We start from the raw sequence: 24,165 nt of genomic DNA on the forward strand, positions 1-24,165 counted from the left end.
TTTTCCTTTATAAAAAATTAGCCGACATAGGCCGACTAATTCATTGCAAAATGACAGCTCACAGTTCACATAACTGCGCTGGGAAATGCATTCTAAATAGTGGCACCGTTAGATGCAATCACGCCTTTATACCACTCGAACGACTTCTTGCGTTTGCGTTCTAGTGAGCCAGATTGATCGTTGTGCTTATCTACGTAAATGAATCCGTAACGTTTTTTCATCTCACCGGTGGTGAACGACACTAAGTCGATACATCCCCAAGGGGTGTAACCCATCAAATCAACACCATCAATCGCAACGGCTTTTTTCATCTCTTTGATGTGATCCCCAAGGTAAGCGATACGGTAGTCGTCATTAATGCTGCCATCTTCTTCAATGGTATCAACAGCGCCAAAACCGTTCTCAACGATGAACAATGGCACTTCATAACGTTCATACAGAGACGCTAAACAGAAACGCAAACCCGTTGGATCAATTGGCCAGCCCCAATCGCTAGACTGGATGAACGGGTTATCGACCGAGTTTTCGTGACCGCCGTCCATCGCTTCTTCAGTCGACTGATGCGAAGAAGAATCCAAGGTATTCGACATGTAGTAGCTAAAGCCTAAGTAATCGGCCTTACCTTCTTTTAGGATCTGCTCATCTTCTGGCTGCATCTCAATGTTGAAGCCTTTGATTGCCCAGCCACGCTTAGCGTAATTTGGGTAATGACCACGCACCATTACATCCGAGAAGAAATAACGGTCACGCATCGCTTGCTGTGCCGCCATGATGTCTTCTGGCTTTGAAGAGCGAGGGTAGAAAGGCACCATCGCACACATTGCGCCAATTTGAAGATCTGGATTGATCTCGTGACCTTTCTTAACCACTAAAGCACTTGCCACAAACTGGTGGTGAACCGCTTGATACATGGCTTCTTGTGGCTTTTCACATTGTGGGAACTTCACGCCAGAGCATAACCAGCCAAAGATATCTGCCGAAGTATTCATCTGGTTATTTATCTCATTAAACGTCATCCAGTATTTCACTTTGTGTTGGTATCGCTCCATCACCGTAGTTGAATACTTAACGAAGAAGTCGATCACTTTACGGTTCATCCAGCCGCCATATTCGTTAGCTAGATGGTAAGGCATTTCAAAGTGGCTCAGCGTCACTACTGGCTGAATGTCGTATTTCAGCAGCTCATCAAACAGATCATCGTAAAATGCTAAACCCGCTTCACACGGTTCTGATTCATCGCCATTAGGGAAAATACGCGTCCAAGCGATACTGGTACGGAAACACTTAAAGCCCATTTCAGCGAATAACTTAATGTCTTCTTTGTAGCGATGGTAGAAATCCACTGCGACTTGGTTGGGATAGTTTTCGCCATCAATCACGCCATCGGTGATTCGACGTTGTACACCATGAGCGCCCGCTGTTAATACATCAACAACACTTACACCCTTGCCATTCGCATCCCAGCCGCCTTCTAGTTGATGTGCCGCAACCGCGCCACCCCATAAAAAATCGTTCGGAAATTCGTTGTTCATACCATTACTCGCTACAAGTTATTCGCAAAAAAGATCAGGATTAGAGAGCTCATTGCAGCTCTGAAACCGATTTCAACATAGAATAAAGATACATATTGAAACCGGTTTCAGCAAGGTGGTTTTGATCTTTTTTGATCAAGCTTAGGAGCAATTTGAGCTCATACCTGCCCACACGACTCCTTTCATTAAAACCAACTCAAAAGGTAATTCCTTAATTTCCAGGATCAATCTAGGCTAAGGACTGTGCTTTGGCGCACACTCATCCCACTCGGGCTCACTAAAATAGCAAACGTTTCCTTCACTGACATGAGCACGCTATGAAAAACCTTAAAATGAAACCTTTATGCTTTGCTGTCTCCGTATTAACGACAGTGGCTTCAATGCCAACCTTAGCCGAAATAAAAGAAATCACCCTGCTTCATACCAACGATATTGAAAGTGTTTACGAGCCCGTAGATGCGTTCTGGAATGATGACATTGAGCTGATTGGCGGTATCCCTTACTTGGCGACGTTGATCAAAAACGTTCAAGCTGAGGAAGGAACCAGTTTCCTATTAGACGCTGGTGATATTTATACGGGCGCACTCTCTAAAAAGTCGAAAGGTAAGCTGCCTTTCGACCTATATAACTCAATGGGTTATGACGTAATCACACTGGGCAATCATGAATTCGAATACGGTTGGGAATCACTGGTAGAAACCATGCCTCGCGCTCGTTTCCCTGTGCTCAACGCGAACATCTTCCATGAAGCTTCTGATTCGATGTTTGCTCAACCTTACACAATCATTGAGCGTGATGGCGTCAAAATCGGCGTAATTGGTGTCATGGGAATTGATGCGTTCTACAACACTATGTGGAAGGGAAACCGTAAAGGGTTAACCATCAAAGATCCTACGGAAATCGCTCAAAAATGGGCTGATAAAATCCGCGATGATGTTGACATGATCGTAGTACTAACGCACCAAAACAAGACGGCGCCAATGCAAACCGACAAAGAAGCCGATGCAGAAGTTCAGCGCGGATTCGATGAAGACTACGAAATGGCAGGAAAGCTCAAAGGCGTTGATGTGATCTTCGGAGGTCACTCTGACAATGGCTTAGTTGAACCAGTCGTTCATCCAAAAACAGGCACCGTTATCGGCATAACCTTTGGTCAAGGCATGCACCTTGGCTACACCAAATTTACCGTCGATACCGAAAAGCATGATGTGACATTCTTAGGCGGAAAATTGATTCCCGTTGAATCTGCCAAATTAGAGCGTGACGAAGCGACTTACGCATTGATTCAGAAAATTCGCGATGCTCACCCAACATTAGCCGATCAGCTTTCTACCCTAGATAAAGCCGCATCACGCCGTTACTATCGAGAGTCGAATGTTGGCAACCTAGTGGCTGATTTGATGAAAGATGCAGGCCAAGCTGACATCGCGATGATCAGCTCAGGCAGCCTTCGTGTTGACCTAAATCCAGGTGCAGTCACTCGTGAAAATGTAATGAACCTTTTCCCGTTTACTGACACACTAACTGTGGTTGAATTAACAGGTGACAACGTTCAAGAGCTGCTGGAATACAGCTACACATTACCTTACGGTCTGGCGCAATTCTCAGGGATCAAAGCCACTTACGACAGTACACAACCGGAAGGTGAGCGTTTGATTAGCTTGAGTATCAACGGCGAGCCCGTAACCAAGAATCAGAAGTACAAAGTTGCGACGTATTCATACGCGGCAAGTGGCGGCGATGGTTACACTGTATTTAATAAAGGCGAAACACTATCGAACGGAGATCCGGTCATGCAAGTACTGATTGAAGGTTTCCAAGAACGTAAAAACATCACAGTTCCTGAACTTGGTCGTCAAGTCGATGTAAGTCGTCAGTAGCAGAGATATCCAACAACCTACGTCATAAGATACGTATCAGGGATTAGCAGGTACAACACTCATGAGAACTCAGTTCAATTGCTGTAAAACATATAACTGTTTTAACCTAGCTAATCATGATCTAAGCCTTTATCAGCGCAGCTCTCAATTAGGCTTCGCGTCTTATAAATGCCCCTTGTGTGGGGCATTTACTCCGATACTGGAAAACGAGCCGATCCTCGCTTTAGCGAAGCAAATCGAAACTAATCAACTCCGCTTACCTGAGATTGAATGCCCTACTTGCTTAAGACACACTGAAACCAGTGCCTATGGGAGCACAAAGATCGGCACACCGCGTGTTAGATGCAAACAATGCTCAACGGTGTTCAGCCTACTCAATCCGCACAAGACCAGTAGCAAACTGCAACCTTTGTTAACGCTGATCACTTCTGGCGTTTCACCTAAAGATCTTCAACGGCTATCTCAACTCAATAGCAAATTGTTCTACGCACGCATAAAACAGTTGGCTCAATTGCTGCAACAGTTCAATCAACTGCTGATTCAAAAGTATCTTAGCAAGGCCGAAAGCAGCATGTCGCTGCACACCTCAAGCTTCGTATTTTTATCACGCTCAGGAAAAGGAAATACCCTGAAATACTGGAACCTTTCGACTACCGAAAGCCAGTATGGTTTCCATGTCTTAGACACTGACAACTTTTATCGACATGACATACAGAACAGCCCCGCAGGGCTTTATTACTTAGACTCCGTCGAAACAACTGATGAGTCGTCAACTTCACCTTTAGCAAACGTTCAAGCGACTTACGACAAGATTTTCTCTCGAAGTAAATTTGATGAATTAGGTTACGCCTATCAAATGGAGTGTCATTCCAATGAAGGAAGTGTGCTTCGACCCGTCTATGCAGCCCACGCCCATTGGATAAGTTTGTCTAAGATATTGCCTCAGCATCACCGATTCGACTTCTTTCTAGAACACGAGAGTTTCATTCGCGGTAGCGCTATCACCAACCTTACCCAACAGATAGTGGCTGGTCGCTTCAACCTTTATTACCTATACACAAAACCCTCGGAAAAAAATGCAGAGACTGATATTGAGCAAAAGAGTATTGGTTGGTGGGGAGAAAACTGGTCGACTCAAACTAAGCAATATCCAAGCGGCTATTGGGATGTCACTCTATGCGCTCTAACTGAAAGCAAAGAACCTGACCTTGAATTCAACGGCACTGAATGGCACCAAGACTACTTGAACCAGCTAACTCAATGGCTTCCAACCCAATATCAAAAGAGCATCTCTTACCAGATGTCGCAGCATTGGCGTGCCATATTCAACTACTTATACAACTTCACCTATAGCCAAGATAGACGCCAATGTTTCGCTGAAGGTGAATTCGAATCAATTCTGAAAATAGTCACAACACTCAACGCCTCAGCTTCCAAATAAAGCTGTACAAACCTCTTATCATAATAAGAACGAATGGCACCCCAACATCAATGCTGCTCAAAATACTGGTCATGTTGTGATTTGCCAGATTGGTCTTGAGTTCCTGGGTAAAACTGGACGAGTGTCTGATCGGCTAGTGTGAGGTGAATCCAACCCTCTTTGACTTTCAGCCAATTGGTGCCGTTGGTCTTATAGACGGCAGGAAAATTGCCCCAGCCTGACTCTGATACCTGCAACTCTTGAAAGCGGTTAATCGGCGTTAGCTTATTGCTGGCAAAATCTGCGTCGGCATAGACTGTTAAAGGTTCGATAGCATCGTTTGGCTTAAACGTATAACAGCTGACAGAGGCTGAAGTGCGATCAAACCACTGGTAGGGCTGTGCACCGATTAAATCGTAGACCGTGCAATCATTGAATTGAATGGCCCACTCTTGATGGGCTTTGAAGCCAAGGTAACCTATGGGTTGGGATGGTTCAGGCTTCGAGTCAGCCTCTGGTTCATATACCGGTTCTGAGGTAGCACATCCCATCAGCCCAAGACTAAAAAGGAAAGTCAAAGCACGCTTCATCATTGTAATACCTCAGTTCCATTAGTGAGTTAAAAGCTATTCAAGCTCCCTCCATTAAACGGTAAGTTCTAAGCGATTACCATCCGGATCGAGTACACAGCTCTCATAATAGCCATCGCCTGTTCTTCTTGGGCCATCTAAGCGCTCATAACCATCTTTAACCAAGCGACTGGTGAGTTCATCCACCGCTTGTTCCGAGCCTAATGAAATCGCCATATGGATGAAGCCTGTGAATTGATCGTAGATGTCATCTTTCGATTCAGGCACCGAGTCCATTTCCATGATCTCTAAACGGCTCCCTGTTTCGAAAGAGAGGAAGTATGAAGAAAACCCTTTGGTTGGGTTGTGATATTTTACGTTGGATGTTGCGCCGAAATAGTTTTCATAAAACTGCTTCAACACGTCGAGTTGTTTCGTCCAAATAGCGATGTGTTCAATCTTCATTTTGTTCACCTAAGTTTGATGTCTAACGCTAGATTACTCATCAAATAAGGAACAATAAACAGAACGAAATCAATTAAAACTGTTCCTATTTAATGGACGCGATCTTATGTCCATAACTGCACAGTATTGGTATCTATGTTTGTGTAATAGTTATCTTTCCTACATAGTCGGTGTTTTACACATTCTGAGATATAAGCCGTGAACTTTATAAAACTAATAACTCTCGCTGCGATATGGGGCGGTTCGTTTCTGTTCATGAGAATTGCCGCTAATCCATTGGGCCCTGCGGTGCTGATTGAGGCGCGAGTTCTGTGCGCTGCCGTCACTCTACTCTTGGTTTCTTTTTATCTGAAAAGGAAGCTTTCTTTTAATGCCCATGCGAAACACTTTTTCATTCTTGGCTTGTTTAATACCGCACTTCCCTTTTTGTTTTTCGCTTATGCAGCGCAGACACTGAACGCCTCGACACTCGCTATTTTGAACTCTACCGCGCCAATATGGGCGGCGATCATTGGTGCGATATGGACAAAAACAACACTCGATGCAAGAGTTCTATTAGGGCTAGGTATTGGGGTAACGGGAGTTGGTGTGTTAGTTGGTTGGGACGCGATGAACATTGGCCGCGAAGCCATACTTCCTATTTTTGCAGCGGTGATGGCGGCCTTTAGCTACGGAATAGCGTCAAACTATACCAAACAAGCACCCAAAGTTGAGGCATTCAATAACGCTCATGGCAGCATGTGGGCTGCGGTATTAATCGTGTTGCCGTTTGTCTTCTTTATGCCGATGAGAGAGGCTCCTGATCTCACCATCACCACATCAGTTCTCTTGCTGGGTGCCGTTTGTACTGGCCTCGCTTACCTGCTTTACTTCAATCTCGTTTCAGAATTGGGGGCGCCTTCGGCTCTGTCTGTCACCTTCTTGATTCCTGTTTTTGGCATCTTGTGGGGCAACCTGTTCTTAGACGAAGCGATTGGCCTTAACACCATTTTCGGTTCGGTTCTTGTTATTACCGGCACCATGTTAGTAACCGGTATGACACCTTCTAGGATGATAGAGAGCGCAAAACAGAAACGAGCGGCAAGAGTAGCTCGCTAATCAAATGCCAATGAGCACTTAGAATCTCAGCAATGCATGTTGGAATAACGTTGGAGAGCTAGGCCGCTGACGGTTAACCAATCGAAACCATTAAACGGCCATGTATTGCTGAATCTTGTTTCTCAACCACTGATGAGCAGGGTTCGGTTCCGTTCTCTTATGCCAAATCATGTATTGCTGCACAGGCAACACCTCAAACGGCTGATCAAGAACTTGAAGCTGGAATCGCTCGGCAAATTGATTAGCAAAACTACGAGAAGTACTGCCGACACAATCAGAGCCTGACACCAACACACACATCATCATCAATGAGTCACATTCTGAGCTCACTTTTCTTTGTTTGATGGCCTTCTTGGCGAAATAATCGGCCGTATAAAGACGAGAACGACGCATTCTAAAAGTGATGTGCTTTTCATCGTAATACTGCTCTTCGGTCACGACGCCATCAATTCTTGGGTGCCCTTTACGAGCAATCAATACCAACTTATCCTCAAGCACTTGCTGGTTCATATAACCATTGACCTGCGGGTAGTGAATATCGATGGCGAGATCCGCTTGCTGCATGCTCAAACTCTGCAGAAGTTCTTCTTCGTTATTCGGCACCATATTGAATTCGATTGAGATATTTCCCAGCGTTTCATCTTGCTCGACAAGCGGCTGAAGCTTGGTTAAACCTATCTCATTAACCAGAAGTCGGAATACATGATGCTGCTGATTATCGAATTGCTTCAAGGTACTAACAGCGCTGGTGATGCCTTCGAGTGCAGGTTCCACTCGGCTTGCTAGTTGCACCGCAGCATTGGTTGGAATGATCCCTCGCCCTTCACGAATAAACAAGTCAGTATCAAGCTGAGATTGGAGTCTCTTCAAGGCTCCACTCACCCCGGGCTGAGTCATACCAAGCGATTCTGATGCAAGCGTGATCGACTTTAATCGATACACTTCTAAGAACACGCTCAATAGATTTAAATCCAACTTTTCCACGTCGCTCACCTTTACTCTCCCTGTCAATGTGGTCTTAATCAATCATAGGTCAGGATTCGTCTTCGTTCCCCAACCATTGCATGACTCAATACATAGCCAATCGTGATGTATTAAATAAAGCTTACTTTATTTTTTGCTATATGTCTTATTCCTATAATCGCCTCAACGAAACAAAATTCTGAAATGAAGAGGCTCTTATGACAACTTCTCGCACGTTCAAAAATGCATCACTGTTCCTAGCTATCTCGCTGGCATTCCCTGCGATTGCAGCTAACCATGATCACGCACACTTCAGCAAAATTGGCGACCAAGGTGGCAAAAGCGCAACCGAGATGACCACTAAAGCAAACCAAGAGTTCGCAAAAACACTGAACTTTGCCGACACTCGCGCTTTCGACAATAACAATAAAGGTCTTGTTGCTAGCTTTGATCAAGAGACGGGCGACATCATTCGTAATAGCTTTAACTTCATCGATCCAAGTGTGACGAATGCAGACCAAGCACCAGATTCAGTAAACCCTTCACTGTGGCGCCAAGCGGTATTGAACCAAGCGGCGGAAGGTTTATATGAAGTTGTTCCGGGTAAAGTTTACCAAGTTCGAGGTGCAGATTTGGCGTCTATCTCTTTCATTCGTAGTGACAACGGTTGGATCGCCTACGACGTTCTTCTGACCAAAGAATCAGCCGCCAAATCACTCGAATTCTTCAAGAACAATGTGCCTGATGGCGGTGAACTGCCCGTCGTTGCAATGATTTACTCTCACTCGCACGCTGATCACTTTGGTGGCGCAAGAGCAATCAAAGACGCGTATCCAGATGTAAAAGTGTACGGTTCGAAAAACATCACCAAAGAAATCGTCGACGAAAACGTATTAGCAGGTAATGCAATGTCTCGTCGTACTGCTTATCAATATGGCGCAACCCTGAACCGACACGAACACGGTATTGTGGATGCGGCACTGTCGAAAGGCCTATCAACCGGTAGCATTACTTACGTCCTGCCGGACTACGAGCTGAACCATAACGAAGAGATTGAAACTCTGGTTATCGACGGCCTAGAAATGCAATTCATGGATGCTTCAGGCACCGAAGCGGCATCTGAAATGGTGACGTATATTCCCAGCATGAAAGCACTTTGGACTGGCGAACTGACCTACCAAGGCATGCACAACCTGTACACGCTGCGTGGCGCTAAAGTACGTGACGGCTTGAAATGGTCTAAGAAGATCAACGAAATGTTAGTCACTTGGGGCGAAGAAACAGAAGTACTGTTTGCGTCTCACTCAGCCCCAATCTGGGGTGAGCAAGAGATCTCTGATTACCTAAAAATGCAGCGTGATGCTTACGGTTTTACTCATAACCAAACGCTTCGTTTAGCCAATAACGGTGTGGTTCTACAAGACATCGGTGACGAGATTTACAAGGTAATGCCAGACAGCATTCAACAGTCTTGGCACACCAATGGTTACCACGGTACCTACTCTCACAACGCTCGCGCTGTGTACAACATGTACCTTGGTTACTTCGACATGAACCCGGCTAACCTTAATCCATTACCAATCGAGCCAGAATCGGTGAAGTTTGTTGAGTACATGGGCGGCAGCGATGCTGTGATTGAAAAAGCGCAGCAAGATTTCCAAGAAGGTGAATACCGCTTCGTTGCAACAGCACTGAATAAGGTGATTCAAGCTGAGCCAGAGAACAAAGTTGCACGTGGCTTATTGGCAGATACATATGAGCAATTGGGTTATCAATCAGAAGGTGCAGGTTGGAGAAACATCTATCTAACGGGCGCTCAAGAGCTTCGCATTGGCACACAACCGGGCGCACCAAAAACTGCATCTCCGGATGTATTGGCTAACATGACCATTGAGAACTTGTTAGATTACTTAGCAGTTAAAGTGGATTCGCTAAAGGCGCAAGAAACACCATTTACGTTGAATATTCAGTTGCCTGATGTAAAAGAGTTCTACTACGTTGAAATGTCTAACGGCAACTTGAACAATATCCAAGTATCAGAGCTGCAAGATGCGGATACAACACTGATCATCAATAAGTCTGACGTGTCTGATATCGTACTTAAGAAAACAAGCCTAGGAAAACTGTTAGAAGACGGACAAGCAGGAGTGAAAGGTGACAAAACATCGCTTAACAAATTGCTGTCTTCACTGACAGAAGCTGACACCTCTTTTGAGATTGTGCCACGTCCAAACAAAGGCGAAGAAGTTGATGCCGAGCTATACCAAGATTCAGCGGTACACGCTCATTAAACGCCCGATACACTAAATAGATAAAACAACAGCAGTTAGCTAGAAAAACGTTCTATAAAGAACATAAAACAAGCCCCAACCTTTTGGTCGGGGCTTTCTTATTTGTTCTCAATAAGTGCTTCTGGAACGCTACTGCGTTTGCTCTCTGACTGAAGCTGAGAGCTTAATGAAACTGATAATTTGTTGAAGCTTATAGATTACTGAGTTTGCCCGTTTACTTCGCAATCCCAATAAGAAGGTGAACCATAATATTGAACAAAGTAGTCGATAAATACGCGAACCTTAGGCGCAAGTAACTGAGCACTTGGGTATACCGCCCAGATAGCCGCCTCATCCTTTAAAGGGTAATCTGGCAACACCTCAACCAGCGAACCTTCCGCGAGCTGCTTATAAGCAATCCAAGTCGCACACATGGCGATACCCAGCCCATCGACACATACATCCCTTACCGCTTCACCGTGATCAACACGGATAGCACCTTTTTTCTTGATGGTGACATCACCTTCTGGCGTATCGAACGTCCAACCTTCCAAGCCGGTTTGATTGATACATTGATGTTGCTTGAGGTCTTCTGGTGTTTTCGGATGACCATGACCCGCCAGATATTCTGGCGATGCACACAAAATACGTTTATCAGTCGAGAGCTTACGAGCGATCAGGCTTGAGTTTTGTAGCTTCGCATTACGAATCGCCACATCAAAGCCGCCATCGACCAGATCGACGATTGAATCACTGAGTGAAATGTCCACCGACAGATCTGGATACTTAGCCAAAAACCCTTTCAAAGCAGGCATAACATGCATGCGACCAAACGAAGACGGTGCAGATATTCGCAACACCCCTTTTGGTAATTCATTACCGGTTCCGACAGAGGCAACACCCGCTTCGACACTCAAAAGGATTTGCTTGGCGTGAGGAAGAAATGCCATGCCTTCTTCGGTCAGGGAAACCTTTCTCGTGGTGCGATGCACAAGCCGAGCACCTAGGCTCTCTTCGAGCTTTCCGATATGAATACTGGCTACCGGAGGTGACAACCCAAGCTCTTGTCCTGCTTGACTTATATTGTGCGTAGACGCGAGTCGCACAAACAATTTTAGATGTTCAATATTCATCAATAATGGCTAGCCTGCGCTGAGTACACGCTGCTTATTGGCCGCAGCGGCACGGGGAATAATGTGAGTTTTAATATAGGCATTAAGCTTAAACCATGCAAAAGCGCCCGCTAAAACATTGGCGACTGTCGCAGCAATAACCGCATTGACCATCTCTCCAGTTATCGAGCCAAGCCATAACGCTGGAATGTAGAAAACAAACAAGCGTAAGAAAGAGACATTCAAAGCTTTGCGAGGCACACCCAAAGCATTAAAGACCGAAGCAACCAACATGCAAAGCCCAAGCGGCCCATAGCTGAACGGAATAAATAACAAGGTCACTTCAAACCAGCTGCGTATGCTTTGTTCTTCCGAGATAACAGGAATAATCCAGCCACTAAACAGCGCCAGCAATGCTGCCATCACGGTGTGGAAAACCAATAAGAACTTCGCTGTTGTATTCAATAGCTCAGGGATTTTGCATCGCTGCTGCGCCCCTAGGTAACGACCAATCATAGGCGGGATAGACATCGTCAGAGCAAGAGAAAATACCAACATAAAACTTTCAACACGGGCGAGTAAGCTCCAAAAAGCCATCTCATCGGTTCCGATTCTCGCAATCAAAAGCATTGAGAAGAACGCGCTGACCGCAGGTAATATCTGATTCGCAGTGGTTGGCATTACCGTCTTGAATAACTCAAAACTGTAGCCTTTGATTTGGTTGCTGCACGCGCCATTGAAGCCAAACCAACCTTTACCGCGAGACTTGATTAGCATGTAGATTGCGCCGAATGCGTAGCCAATGCTCGATGCGATCGCCGCCCCTGCAATGCCCATATCCAATCCAAAGATCAGAATAGGGTCGAGAATTAGGTTAATCACGCTGGCAGCCAAGAACATGCTGCCGGTTGTTTTGGTATCGCCATTGGCTCGATAAACGCAGGTGGCCAGATAAAGCACTGCCACCATCAATGCACTGAACAGCCACAGCGGCCAGTACACATTAAAAATCGACAGCATGGATTGGTATTGAGCTTCGGAGACATCATTCACAAACGACGCGAAAACAGAATCGCTAAAAACAATCAGGCCTAAGCAGATTAAGGCTATTACCACCACACCAAACCCGACCGACAACGTGGCAATTGAGGTGGATTTACGTTGATCTTTTGCGCCTACCGCTTGAGAAATAATAGACGTTGCCGCCACACCGATGCCCACTTGAACACCGGTAAACGCCGCCTGAAATGGCAAGGTGATACCGTGAACCGCCAACTCATTAACCCCTAGCTGACCAATAAAGATCGAATCGACCAATTGCACCATCATGATCGCAAACACACCCAGCGTCAGTGGCAGTGTTTTCTCAATAATGGTTTTCAAAGTCGCGGATCTCATCTGCATAGGTCGGTTCACTCTTGTCTGTACCTTGGGGCTAATTACCTAGTTGAGCAGTATACGAAGCTAAATGAAAAGGATAAGAGCACTAACCAAAGAATGAGTTTTTAGATTTCGTTGACAATCGGATTGGCAAGATACTTCCAACGTCAAAATAACCCACTAACACACTGAATAAATTGAAATTATAGAACTAATCAACACTCTTAATAATTCGTTAATAGTGTTTCGTTTAATGGTTAATTGTTGGTTCGAACATTCCTCGTTAGCCTGAATTTAGGTCGCATTCACACTGAATAGGCTGAAATGAAATCTCTCAGAAGGAATATGGAAATGGCATATCAAGGTTATACAACGTTTAAAGCTCAAGCCGAGGATGGGATTCTTACCGTCACTTTTGACTTCGGTACTGTGAATGTTCAAGGGCAAGAGATGCTTGCCGACCTCAATGGTTTAGCAATGAGACTAGAGCGCGATCGTGACATCAAGGTCGTTGTATTTCAGTCAGCAAACCCTGAAATTTGGGTCTGTCACTACGACACCAATCTATTAAAAGACATGTCGACAGAAGCCGTTTCTCGTGAAGAAGCGAAGTTACTCGACCTACAAGTTGTATTGGAAAGAATCAGCAAACTGCCACAAGCCACCATTGCCAAGCTTGAAGGCTTCGCTCGAGGTGGAGGCCACGAATTTGCACTAGCATGTGACATGCGATTCGCAGCTCGTGGTAAATACAAATTCATGCAAATGGAAGTGGGTATGGGCATCCTTCCTTGCGGTGGCGGCGCATCACGTATGGCACGCCAAGTCGGCTTAGGTCGCGCACTTGAAATCGTCCTAAGTGCACGAGACTTTGATGCTGACGAAGCCGAAGCATACGGCACCATCAACAAGGCACTAGAGCCGGATGAAATTGGTGAATATGTTGATACGCTTGCCAAACGAATCTCAAAATTCCCTGCTGAATCGATCAATGCATGTAAGCAAGCGGTGTATGAGTCTATCGATAAACCGATCGACGAAGCACTCAAAGCGGAAGCTTACTGGTTGTATCAAGCTACGAGCAAAACCCCTGCGGTTAAGCGCTTCCAAATTGCCGATGAGCAAGGCCTAGAGCACGATATGGAAAACCAACGTAACTGGGAAACTCTGGTTATGAACGTTCAAGACATCAAATAACTCGGTCACTTCTCTTAATTTGGGTCAGCCACAAACTGACCCATAGTCTTACTTAATGGTTAAACGCCAACGGTTACCCACCAAGTGTTAAAATGGTCATTATTTGCCCCATAGACTCACATTTGAGTCTTCAGCTTGTGAGCCAAATGCAACTATGCGTCATTAATCTTTGTTATAACGTTGTTCAAACTATTTTTTGAAGGACGGAACATGCAAAAAATAATTCTGATCACAGGGGCCACGGATGGCATTGGTTTAGAGACCGCAAAAGCACTAACGCAGCAAGGGCACCATGTTCTGATTCATGGCCGCAACCCAGCTAAGGTCAATAAAGTCGTGACTGCTCTGTCTCGCCTGTCTAAGAATGCAATCATCGAAAGCTACATCGCAGACCTATCGACGCTCTCCGAAGTTGAGGCGCTCGCAACCCAAATCAAAAGCGATCACAAACGACTCGATATACTCATTAACAACGCAGGTGTGTATAAAGTGTCGGACATCACCACTCCAGACAATCTTGATGTGCGTTTTGTCGTAAACACCATTGCGCCGTATCTCCTGACACAAAAGCTGCTTCCTCTTTTTGATGCGACAGGTCGTATCGTCAACCTATCTTCAGCAGCCCAAGCCCCCGTAGATTTAGATGCATTGATTAGCCCGAATGCGGGAGAACTTGATGGTCCGGTTTACGCGCAAAGTAAGCTGGCGCTAACGATGTGGTCCATCGAATTAGCCAATACTCTTTTAGACAAAGGCACCGCAATTATCCCTGTAAACCCAGCCTCTTTCCTTGGCAGTAAATTGGTGAAAGATGCTTATGGCGTTGATGGTAACGACCTTGCGATTGGAGCCGATATTCTTTGTCGTGCTGCGCTCAGTGATGAGTTTACCAACGCTTCCGGTCGATATTTTGATAATGATTCTGGGTTATTTAAAGACCCGCACGCCGACGCATTAGACAACACCAAGAACCACAAGCTGGTGACAGTGCTTGATCAATTGCTCGAAGAAAAGTTGTGCGTTGCGCACTGATCATTCATCAGTAAAAAAACGACTACTAACACTCCCCCAACAATCCAAGCCGCAGTTCTATCCATCTAGACAAAGAACTGCGCGCTCTTTCGATTATTAAAATTTCTTTAATACTGATTCCCCGCTTTGCCCAATTATCACCCAAGATGCAGATTGCTAAACTTGCCCTCGTCGAAACAACACAGGCTACGGCCGAGGAGCATTTATGCGTTTTGAAGGTAAAGTTTATCGTCCTTGGATGGAAGCAGAGAGCGTACTCATCCAGACAACATTGGGGTGCAGTAACAACCAATGTACCTTCTGCACGATGTTTGATGATAAGCGTTTCAAAGTAAGAGATATCAAAGACATCTTTGAAGATATTGATGCAGCGAGAAAAATCTACCCGCATGTTGAATCTATCTTTTTGGTCGATGGTAATGTGATGGCGATTAGAACCGAAATGCTGATTTCGATTCTGGATTACATCAAGATCACCTTCCCAGAGATCAAGAACATTTCTCTATATTCAGGGTTCAATGACTTCCGTCGTAAGAGCTTGTCTGAATTAAAAGAGATTAAATCGGCAGGTTTAAGCATGGCCTATTCAGGTTTGGAGTCCGGTGACCCAATTGTGCTTGAACTCATTCAAAAGCGCATGACGCGTGAGCACGCAATTGAGGGCATGAACCTAGCCCGTGAAGCAGACATCAAGGTGCTGGCTTCTTTCATCTTTGGCCTTGGCGGCAAAGAACGTTCTGTCGAGCATGCAATTAATACCACTAGCTTGCTGAACATCATGCAGCCAGATGCAATTGCACCTATGGCTTTAGCCGTTCAACCGGGATCGGTGTTGGAAAAAGAAGTAAACCGTGGCGAGTTTGTTTTACCAACGCCATTGCAGATTCTGGAAGAAGAAAAATACTTACTCGAAAACCTAGAAGATTTCGATTGCTACTACTGGGGCGACCACGGCAACAACATATCACCAATGCGTGGCATGTTGCCTCAGGCTCGCAAGCCGTTTCTTGATAAGATCAATCAAGACATCGCGCATAACCCAATCACCAAGCAAAATGTTATTAAGACCTTTGCTTGGTAATAGCTCGATTTAATTCGTAACCAGTAAACGTAAACAGACCAAACGACAGGCGTTGCAACTCCATATTATGGAATAATCAAAGTCCAGCAGCGCCTAACGTATATCTTACTTTTTCAGATTCACAGCCCTACCTAAGCCAAAGCCGCTAACAACAAGTCAGTACTCGCTTCAACGTGAGCTGTAATCTCTTGTTCTGTGGGTGCAGGCATTCCCATCAACACACCCTCTCTGACACTCATCACCATACCAAGCCAAAGCTTAATTTTGGTTTGTGGTTCTTCAATATCGAATCGCTCATTGAAAAACTGAGCAAGCACGCGATCTGTATCATCTGGGCCAACGTCCATAAAACGACTCACTAATTCTGGAGACTTACTGCCTTCTGCTATCAACAGCTTAAAGGTCGCAATATGCTCGCTCGAAAGGTGAAACAAAACGAAGTCTTTTGCGAAGCCCAATAGCGCTTGTCGAGTATCGGCGTGTTGCAAATGCATCACCAACTTATCGTCTGTCTGGCTACCCATTTGTCTTAACGTCGCTTCAAACAACACATCTTTAGAAGAGAAGTAACGATAAAGCGTTTGCTTCGTCATTTCCGCTTCACTAGCGACTCGGTCCATGCTGGTTTGCACATAGCCTTCCGCGAGGAATATCTCCTTCGCCGCTTTTAAAATCGCGAGTCGTTTCTTCTCTTTGTTCTGCTCAATCTTGCTCATTACTTCATCCACCCCAAAACAGAGATCATACTTTAAAGTATGATTTATGTTGACTCAACTAATTTTTAAAATCATATTCACCAGTATGATTTATTGATAGCAGATAATTGGATAGAGAAATGACGACAATGAACCTCCCTAAAACTGAAGCAAGAAACACACGAACCCTCGGCTTTACGCTCGCGATCGCAGGTGCCGTATTAATGAGTATTGATCCAATCTTCATTCGTTATGCCAGTGTCAGCGGATTCGATACTGCCTTTTTGTTCGGCTTATTCAGCGCAATCTCGATGCCGATTTTGCTTAAGTTCAACGACAAACGTGGTATCCGAAAAGCAGTAACACAAAGCGGTTGGCCATTGTTAGCAGCGGGCATTCTTATGCTCGGCAGCGCCTCTGGCTTGGTGTTCAGCATCAAGATGACCTCGATTGCCAATACCTTTGTGATCCTCAGTGCGGCCCCTGCTGTTGCGGCTATTTTCAGCTGGTTGATCTTGAAAGAAGCCACTAGTCGATCGACTTTGGTTGCCATTGTTGCGGTGATGATTGGTATTACGATTGTCGTTTCGGGTTCGTTTTCTTCAGGCAATTGGATGGGAGATGCGTTGGCGGTATTCGCAGTGATCTGTTTATCTATGATGTTTACCTTGCTGCGTAAATATCAAGACGTCAGCCGATTGGCGAGCGTTGGCCTAGGTGGTTTGTTGCTAGCGGTTGTGATGTTTTTCTTTGCAACGCCATCAAGCTACAGCGTTGAAACGTGGTTAATCATGGGCATGATGGGCTTGTTTACGGCACCTGTTGGCCGAGTGTTATCTATGGTCGCAACGCGCCACATTACCGCGCCAGAAGTATCAATGACTCTGATGTTAGAAACCGTGTTAGCGCCAGTTTGGGGGTTTATCTTCTTCACTGAGATCCCGCCAATGACCAGTATTGTCGGCGGTGTGGTGATCTTGATTACGATCTTCATCTACACCTTAGTGACCATGAAAAGCGATGACAAATAAATAGATTAATAAAGAGACTAATAGGAGCTGAATATGGCTGCAGAACTGAAATTTATTGGCCGAATTACCACGCCTTATCACTCGGTTTCGGAGTGTCCGAATAACATCCAACCGGACAACGGCCCGATCTGTGAAATCATCTTAGATGACGTTTATCAGCAAGATTTGCTAGGACTAAACAGTGGCGACCACATCTTGATCTTGTATTGGTTAGAAGGCGCAAAACGAGATGAATTGATACAAAGCTGGGATGAAGAAACACCGACTAAAGGCACCTTTGCACTGCGCTCACCACACAGGCCAAACCCGATAGGTGCTGCCGTGTTACCGATTGAAAAAATCGAAAGTGGCACAGTGACAGTAAGAGGCTTGGACTGCTTGAACAACACACCACTGTTGGATATCAAGCCAGCGATCTATAGAGAGAAAGGATAAGCGAGAAGTTGGCCTTCCTAAACCAAAAGCGAGCTGTGCGTTAGCGAAAGGAAGACATTACGCATGCTTGATGAAAGCTTGGCTTAACCTCTGAAAGAGTGAATCTACGTTGGGAAGGCTCGTCAAATGCGCGGACAAGGGAGTATGAACCTGCGCATCCACCACGGTCGGGTTATCGCAAATTTGATTATAAAAATTCACTGGCGCAACGATGTTCTCTAGGTCGGCATCTAACAAGATACAAGCTTGCGAAAGTACAATTTGGCCGCCCCCTTGTTTAAGCAATACACGTTGCGCAGTACCCACTATTTTTTGTTTATTGATATTGAGGTTGTAGTCACCATCACAATAAGAGCCGGGGGTGGCGTGTACATCCACATCGATGCCCAATTCTTTGAAAAACAGGGTTAATACATTGCACAGATGTCGATACGCTTTTTGGATGTTGTAAGCTTCATCACTAGGCCAATGGTAGATGTGCGACAGGTTAATGATCCCCGGCAGTTGAGGAACGGGAGCGCCACCGGTTTTACGCGAGGTGAGCTGCCAGCCTTGTGCCGCGAGTTGCTTTCTAGACTCTACGGTCACTGGCCACTTTTTACCTGCCGGCAAAACGAGTGTTGGCGTTTTTGCTTGCCAAAGCATTAAGGCTTGCCCAATCTCACCCGCCTGTATCTGCTGCAATAACGCAGCTTCTTTTTCAAACGCACGATCAACATCAATGTGCGGGTAACGTACGAGTTTATTCGTTAACTTCAATGCACTTTCCTCTACAGATTGTGGTGACCTACCATTTAACGTTCTGAAATGGTTGATGATAGATAAGACTATATGGGATGGAAACAGCGCCAAAAGTTAGTTATTGGCGCCATAGTAGCTTGTCAGTTGCCCATCTCAAAGGTGAGTGCTAACATTTGTACACACACCAATAAAGGAATACATCATGGACACTAGAATTCAATTTCGTGTTGATGAAGAAACAAAACGCCTAGCTCAACAGATGGCTGAGAGCCAAGGTCGCACACTGAGTGGTGCTTGCCGTGAGCTTACTGAGCAACTCGCTGAGCAACAAAGACAAACATTATCTCACGATGCATGGCTAACTGAACAAGTAAACCTAGCATTTGAGAAGTTTGACTCAGGAGAATCCGTTTTCGTTGAACACCAAACTGCTAAATCTCGAATGGAAGAACGCAAAGCCAGAATCCGAAATCGAGTTAAGCAATGATTTTATGGGAAGAAGAATCACTCAATGATCGTGAAAGGATCTTTGAGTTTATCTATGACTTCAACCCTGATGCGGCAGAGAACGCTGACAACCTCATTGAAACAAAAGTAGAAAACTTGCTTGAGCAGCCTCTTATGGGTGTACAGAGAGACGGCATTCGTGGACGATTACTTATAATTCCTGAGATTTCAATGATCGTCTCCTATTGGATCGAAGGCGACATTATCCGAATTATGCGCGTACTCCACCAGAAGCAAAAGTTCCCAATGGATTGATTACTTCCTCTGGGCAACTAACGCCAAGATTGAATGAATGTGTGCCATGTCTGAACGAAGCGAGTTCGGCACGTGTTTACAGAATCACTCTTGAGCAATTTGTTATATTTACAAGTGAAGTTGAAGAAAGAGAAGTAGAGTGGGTAGCTTTATGACAAAGGGTGACTTTCATCACCCTTGCCAAAGGTTATACCGTTAACAGCAACACCAAAGCGAATGCTCTAGTAATTGCCGCAATATCGATTGAAACCATTATGTTTCGGGTCTTTACAGTAAACATACAATTCGTTGCCTGATAACTCCCGAGCCGGCTCAGGAAATAATTCCTGATTTTTCGTGGCTGGCCACCACGCGCAGAAAGAGGTTTGCAATCTCTAACGACGATTATTTTGTTGTCAGTTGCAATGACAACAGCAGCGTGTGCAACCATTAATTCTAATATCTATATCGTAAGACAGACGAGCGACCACAGATCGCTATTAGACTTAATGCACCCCTATCACACAAGGGCGCAACCCTTGTGTGAGTACTTTAATTCTCTTTTAATTTAGTAGCTTAGTCAAACAATTAAAGTGATTTTAAACATAAAATCTTAGTATCGTGCGAGCACAAACCCTTTCGCTAAACATGTCAAAAAGATTGCCTATAACCAACTAAGTGATATATAGAAAACTCTAAACTTTAAGTGTGAAATTGTTCACGCACACATTACCTCCTACGAAAGGCTCATTATCAATCTGAACTTCCCATTGAGTTATCTATTTATTAACTATCTAAAAGTGGTTGATCGTTCTATTCATGCTAAACCATAGTTAAAACCCGCTGTTGTTTAAGCCATGATTCACTCTAGGCAACACAGAGTCTTGATGGCTTCTGTCTGACAAGGTTGTCTGATATGGTGGCGGCAGAACTTCAGCAATTGTTTAGATAGTATTGAATATGAAAACACTAACCATACTTGATGGCGGCATGGGCCGAGAACTCAAAGAAATTGGCGCGCCATTTACTCAACCGCTTTGGAGTGCTCAAGCGCTGATTGAAGCACCCGAATTTGTCAGCCAAGCGCATCAAAACTTTGTCGATGCAGGTGCTGAAATCCTGATCACCAATAGCTACGCGTGTGTTCCTTTTCACTTGGGTGAAGAGCTGTTCACGCAACAAGGCTTTGAACTAGCCGCACAGTCTGGTGAGCTGGCTAAAGCAGTTGCAGACAATGCACCCCACACAGTGAAAGTAGCAGGCGCGATTCCACCGCCATTTGGCAGCTACCGACCAGACTTATTTAAGGTAGAAGAGGCGGCGCCAATCATCCAAACCCTTTACGATGCCCAGGCTCCAAACATCGACCTTTGGATAGCGGAAACCATCTGTAGCCTGCAAGAATTTGAATCCATTCATGCAGTACTTAAACAGTCCGATAAGCCGTGTTACTACGCATTCAGTTTGGAAGACACCAAGGGCGATTCTGCCAATATTCGTTCTGGCGAGAGCGTAATAGACGCGATCAAACTTGCCAGCCAATCAAACGCGACAGGCATTATGTTTAACTGCTCAGTGCCTGAAGTGATGGACCAAGCCATTATCGACGCCAAGAAAGTGATCGATGAGCTAGGCCGTGATTTAGAAATAGGTGTCTACGCCAATAACTTTGCACCTATCAGCAACGAACATGAAGCGAATGACATGTTTCAAGAAATGCGTGAATTGGATGGCAAAGGTTACTTAGCTTACGCAAAACGCTGGCACGCTCTTGGCGCGAATATTATCGGTGGCTGTTGTGGCATCGGGCCAAAACACATTCAAGCCCTAGCCGATTGGAAACGCTCCCTACAGAGCTAATCCTGAGCTTCAACTAGAATAAAATAAATAGAGAACAGGTTGAGAAATCTGTTCTCTATTTGTATGTGGCGTCTCTGAGTACACTGATACAAAACAACGATTTGGAGCAACAGATGAGCGACACGCAACGCAAAATAAAATGGGGCATCGCAGGGCTAGGTAATATTGCCAATCGATTCGCAACCGCAGTCACAGAACACTGTCTGCATGGTGAGCTTTATGCGGTTGCCGCCAGAGACCACTCACGCGCAGCCACGTTCGCCAACAAGTTTGCTTGCGACAAAGCGTATGGTTCTTATGAAGAGATGGCGCATGACCCAAGTGTTGAAGCGGTTTACATCGCTACGGTTCACCCATACCACCAGCCACTCGCTGAGTTGTTTCTAAAGAATAAAAAGCATGTATTGGTTGAGAAGCCGGCTTTCACCAACCTTGGTGATTGGCTTGAGATGAAAGCTCTCGCGAAGCAAAATGGCGTGATGCTGTTAGAAGCGATGAAAACCGTGGTGTTTCCCGCGTATCGTGAGCTCCAATCATTCTTGGTCGATAACAACATTCAGATAGATTCAATCGAAGCCAGCTTTGGTAACCATCACGACTATGAGCCCGATTTGTTTATCTTCAATCCGGACTTGTCAGGCGGAGCAACGCTCGATGTCGGCGTCTATGGGCTTTGGTTCTTCTACGACCTGTGTCGAACGCTGGGTGTAAATCCGTCAAAACCTCAGGTAGAGATGTCGTGTCTGTATGAGGGGGCGAATGTTGATACCAATGCATGCTTTACATTCTCTGGTGATATAAGCGGTAAGATATCGGCATCAACGGTGCAAAACCTTCCCCGATCAGCACACTTGAGTGGGCCTGATACTAAGATCACCATCCACGAAAAATGGTGGAATCCGGCCTTTATTGAGATTGAACATCAAGGCAACAAGTCGACCATCAACTACCGAGTGACGGGGAATGGATTCGAGTTTGAAATCGACCATTTTTCAGAGTTAGTCCTTCAAGGAAAAACTGAATCTAATATCCTAAGTTCAGAGATAACCTCTCGAGTTCTCGACACGATGGAAAAAGCACTCATTGACTCTGGCTATCCACATTTAACTCAACCTCGTCGTTAGGAAAAGAAAATTGGGCAACCTTAAGCGCAAGCTTGAACTGTATGAAAAGATATTTCAGGCTTTTGGGCCTGGAGTATCACATTGTCAGGTCAACCAACTGGCCACACTGCTGCACGTGAGTGAACGTCACGTTCAGACCTTACTCAAAGCGATGACAGCGCAAGGTTGGATTGAGTGGCAAGCTACCTCAGGCCGAAGCAAGAAGGCACAACTCACGTGTCTGGTTGAGCCCATTGAGGCATGTTACCAATACGCGCAAACCCAAGCTGACGCAGGCAACATAGAGCAGGTGTTTAGCACCTTAAGCTTCAACGGCCGCAATGCTAGCGCTGAGTTACAAGCCTTTCTAAGCAATACCAATCCGTCGGCGCAGAATATCGCGTACATCCCCTTTCACCGAGAACTCGAAGCGCTTCACCCTCAACGAGTACTTAGGCGCACCGAACGTTTCTTAGTGATGCAAGTTTGCCAACGTCTAACCTCAGTTAAGCACGGCAAACTCAGCGGCGATCTAGCGTATCATTGGCAGGCTAATCAAGATGCGACACGGTGGCACTTTCAGATTCGCAATGATGCTCGCTTTCATAACGGTCGAACGCTTGAACCTCAAGACATAGCGCGCAACCTTAACTCACTCTGCCAAAGCAAAATATGGCGTCGCTGTTATCAGCATATTGATGAGGTCTCTGTCTCGGCAGGCAATGTGGTTGTCGTGAAATTGAATCAACCTGATTGGCATTTACCGCGCCTACTTGCTAGGGCTGAAGCCTCCGTATTTGATCCCTCATCACCGACTGATAGGCTGATTGGATCTGGCGCGTTCTCATTAGACATCTTCTCAAGCAAGATGTTGAGATTGAGCCGTAATAGCGCCTATTCACACAACACGCCCATTCTCAATCGAGTCGAGTTGTGGGTCTATCCTGAATGGGCACAGAGTAAAGCCTGCGCTCAAAATCAGGTGTGCGTGAAACTGCCCGAGAAAACGACCACCGTGCGTGGCGATGACCATGCTTCCCAACCGGATTTCGGCTCAACGTTTTTCAAAATTCAAAACCCAACGTTGTCGAAAGCCGTTCGTGAGTTCACCGTTGAAGACACCTCTGAATGCCAAACCCTTTTCGAGCAGTTGTCAGTGTCTGGTGACCACAAAACCAGCGTGGAATATGGACACTACCTAACTAACTACCTAACAACCAAAGACGCCGCGCTATGCAGCATTATTGATGAGAACGACACCTTCACTTCGTGGCTAAGCTTTTTCACTCGCTTCCCATTTGAGGACTTAACTTTGTCTGCTGAGATGCTAGAGAAAATCGAACACGGCTTAGCCTCAATAACAAACCAACCCAACTTTGAGTTAGCGATGAATGCACTGTTGGAACTCAAGCATTGGTTGCATGAATCTGGGGTTGTGGTTGAGCTCAAGCAAGAGGCGTTCAATTTGGAGGTTTCAGAAAAGATACACGGATCGCAAGTGAATGGTTTCGGTTGGTGTGAGCTCGATAAGTTGTGGATTAGCCATTTGTAAATCTAGTC

22 protein-coding genes are annotated in these 24,165 nt (G+C 45.4%); 14 read left to right on the forward strand and 8 right to left on the reverse strand.

The annotated features are described in order from the left end of the window. Window positions 1-92 precede the first annotated feature (92 nt). On the reverse strand, window positions 93-1,532 hold the full coding sequence (locus MSG36_RS01385; protein ID WP_248365868.1) for a 6-phospho-beta-glucosidase: 1,440 nt from the start codon (window positions 1,530-1,532) through the stop codon (window positions 93-95). 317 nt (window positions 1,533-1,849) lie between these two features. Between MSG36_RS01385 and MSG36_RS01390 the strand changes: the two genes are divergently transcribed. Both MSG36_RS01390 and MSG36_RS01395 read left to right on the forward strand, forming a co-directional pair. After that, window positions 1,850-3,412, forward strand: a complete 1,563-nt coding sequence (locus MSG36_RS01390; protein WP_108086782.1) for a bifunctional UDP-sugar hydrolase/5'-nucleotidase — start codon at window positions 1,850-1,852, stop codon at window positions 3,410-3,412. Window positions 3,413-3,773: 361 nt separating this feature from the next. Beyond that, window positions 3,774-4,853 carry a hypothetical protein gene (locus MSG36_RS01395; protein ID WP_248365869.1) on the forward strand — a complete coding sequence of 360 codons (1,080 nt, stop codon included), beginning with the start codon at window positions 3,774-3,776 and terminating at the stop codon, window positions 4,851-4,853. 47 nt (window positions 4,854-4,900) lie between these two features. On the opposite strand, the gene MSG36_RS01400 is transcribed toward MSG36_RS01395, so the two are convergent. Continuing rightward, on the reverse strand, window positions 4,901-5,425 hold the full coding sequence (locus MSG36_RS01400) for a hypothetical protein (RefSeq protein WP_248365870.1): 525 nt from the start codon (window positions 5,423-5,425) through the stop codon (window positions 4,901-4,903). A 51-nt stretch (window positions 5,426-5,476) separates the two neighbouring features. Beyond that, complete coding sequence (locus tag MSG36_RS01405) at window positions 5,477-5,866, reverse strand: VOC family protein (protein ID WP_017089523.1); 390 nt, start codon at window positions 5,864-5,866, stop codon at window positions 5,477-5,479. Window positions 5,867-6,064: 198 nt separating this feature from the next. Here MSG36_RS01405 and MSG36_RS01410 point away from each other — a divergent pair, with 198 nt between their 5' ends. Further along, a complete protein-coding gene (locus MSG36_RS01410; RefSeq protein ID WP_080544706.1) occupies window positions 6,065-6,964 on the forward strand; it encodes a DMT family transporter in 900 nt (299 codons plus the stop codon). Between the two features lie 90 nt (window positions 6,965-7,054). Here the strand turns inward: MSG36_RS01410 and MSG36_RS01415 are convergent, their stop codons facing one another. After that, window positions 7,055-7,957 (reverse strand): LysR family transcriptional regulator, encoded by a 903-nt coding sequence (locus MSG36_RS01415; protein ID WP_102445484.1) that lies wholly within the window; start codon window positions 7,955-7,957, stop codon window positions 7,055-7,057. A gap of 188 nt (window positions 7,958-8,145) precedes the next feature. Here MSG36_RS01415 and MSG36_RS01420 point away from each other — a divergent pair, with 188 nt between their 5' ends. Continuing rightward, a complete protein-coding gene (locus MSG36_RS01420) occupies window positions 8,146-10,218 on the forward strand; it encodes an alkyl sulfatase dimerization domain-containing protein (RefSeq protein ID WP_248365872.1) in 2,073 nt (690 codons plus the stop codon). A 197-nt stretch (window positions 10,219-10,415) separates the two neighbouring features. Here MSG36_RS01420 and MSG36_RS01425 read toward each other — a convergent pair whose 3' ends face one another. Continuing rightward, window positions 10,416-11,330 carry a LysR family transcriptional regulator gene (locus MSG36_RS01425; protein WP_215919300.1) on the reverse strand — a complete coding sequence of 305 codons (915 nt, stop codon included), beginning with the start codon at window positions 11,328-11,330 and terminating at the stop codon, window positions 10,416-10,418. Between the two features lie 9 nt (window positions 11,331-11,339). After that, on the reverse strand, window positions 11,340-12,713 hold the full coding sequence (locus tag MSG36_RS01430) for an MATE family efflux transporter (protein ID WP_248365874.1): 1,374 nt from the start codon (window positions 12,711-12,713) through the stop codon (window positions 11,340-11,342). 327 nt (window positions 12,714-13,040) lie between these two features. Here MSG36_RS01430 and MSG36_RS01435 point away from each other — a divergent pair, with 327 nt between their 5' ends. From MSG36_RS01435 to MSG36_RS01445, 3 genes are all read left to right on the forward strand, one after another. After that, window positions 13,041-13,886 (forward strand): enoyl-CoA hydratase/isomerase family protein, encoded by an 846-nt coding sequence (locus MSG36_RS01435; protein WP_102561737.1) that lies wholly within the window; start codon window positions 13,041-13,043, stop codon window positions 13,884-13,886. A gap of 210 nt (window positions 13,887-14,096) precedes the next feature. Further along, window positions 14,097-14,918, forward strand: coding sequence for an SDR family NAD(P)-dependent oxidoreductase (locus tag MSG36_RS01440; RefSeq protein WP_231899659.1), 822 nt, complete (start codon window positions 14,097-14,099; stop codon window positions 14,916-14,918). Between the two features lie 205 nt (window positions 14,919-15,123). Further along, entirely contained in the window at window positions 15,124-15,999 is an 876-nt protein-coding gene (locus MSG36_RS01445; RefSeq protein WP_248365876.1) for a radical SAM protein, read from the forward strand. A gap of 131 nt (window positions 16,000-16,130) precedes the next feature. Here the strand turns inward: MSG36_RS01445 and MSG36_RS01450 are convergent, their stop codons facing one another. After that, window positions 16,131-16,715 (reverse strand): TetR/AcrR family transcriptional regulator, encoded by a 585-nt coding sequence (locus MSG36_RS01450; RefSeq protein ID WP_248365878.1) that lies wholly within the window; start codon window positions 16,713-16,715, stop codon window positions 16,131-16,133. Between the two features lie 119 nt (window positions 16,716-16,834). Here MSG36_RS01450 and MSG36_RS01455 point away from each other — a divergent pair, with 119 nt between their 5' ends. After that, the gene (locus MSG36_RS01455; RefSeq protein WP_248365879.1) at window positions 16,835-17,725 is read left to right on the forward strand and encodes a DMT family transporter; all 891 of its coding nucleotides are present in this window, start codon (window positions 16,835-16,837) and stop codon (window positions 17,723-17,725) included. A gap of 33 nt (window positions 17,726-17,758) precedes the next feature. Further along, the gene (locus MSG36_RS01460; RefSeq protein ID WP_248365880.1) at window positions 17,759-18,160 is read left to right on the forward strand and encodes an SAM-dependent methyltransferase; all 402 of its coding nucleotides are present in this window, start codon (window positions 17,759-17,761) and stop codon (window positions 18,158-18,160) included. A gap of 57 nt (window positions 18,161-18,217) precedes the next feature. Here MSG36_RS01460 and MSG36_RS01465 read toward each other — a convergent pair whose 3' ends face one another. Further along, on the reverse strand, window positions 18,218-18,919 hold the full coding sequence (locus MSG36_RS01465; protein ID WP_248365881.1) for a lipoate--protein ligase: 702 nt from the start codon (window positions 18,917-18,919) through the stop codon (window positions 18,218-18,220). A gap of 184 nt (window positions 18,920-19,103) precedes the next feature. Here MSG36_RS01465 and MSG36_RS01470 point away from each other — a divergent pair, with 184 nt between their 5' ends. From MSG36_RS01470 to MSG36_RS01490, 5 genes are all read left to right on the forward strand, one after another. Next, window positions 19,104-19,388: a damage-inducible protein J gene (locus MSG36_RS01470; RefSeq protein WP_050647669.1), complete on the forward strand. Its 285-nt coding sequence runs from the start codon at window positions 19,104-19,106 to the stop codon at window positions 19,386-19,388. After that, entirely contained in the window at window positions 19,385-19,663 is a 279-nt protein-coding gene (locus MSG36_RS01475) for a type II toxin-antitoxin system mRNA interferase toxin, RelE/StbE family (protein WP_017059447.1), read from the forward strand. Before MSG36_RS01470 ends, MSG36_RS01475 begins: the two co-directional genes overlap by 4 nt. A gap of 939 nt (window positions 19,664-20,602) precedes the next feature. Beyond that, on the forward strand, window positions 20,603-21,502 hold the full coding sequence (locus tag MSG36_RS01480; protein WP_248365882.1) for a homocysteine S-methyltransferase family protein: 900 nt from the start codon (window positions 20,603-20,605) through the stop codon (window positions 21,500-21,502). Window positions 21,503-21,615: 113 nt separating this feature from the next. Then, entirely contained in the window at window positions 21,616-22,626 is a 1,011-nt protein-coding gene (locus MSG36_RS01485; protein ID WP_248365883.1) for a Gfo/Idh/MocA family oxidoreductase, read from the forward strand. Window positions 22,627-22,636: 10 nt separating this feature from the next. Next, complete coding sequence (locus MSG36_RS01490) at window positions 22,637-24,157, forward strand: SgrR family transcriptional regulator (RefSeq protein WP_248365884.1); 1,521 nt, start codon at window positions 22,637-22,639, stop codon at window positions 24,155-24,157. Window positions 24,158-24,165: the final 8 nt, after the last annotated feature.

This window comes from Vibrio sp. 1CM8B (genome assembly GCF_023161685.1).
Lineage (GTDB): Bacteria > Pseudomonadota > Gammaproteobacteria > Enterobacterales > Vibrionaceae > Vibrio > Vibrio coralliirubri.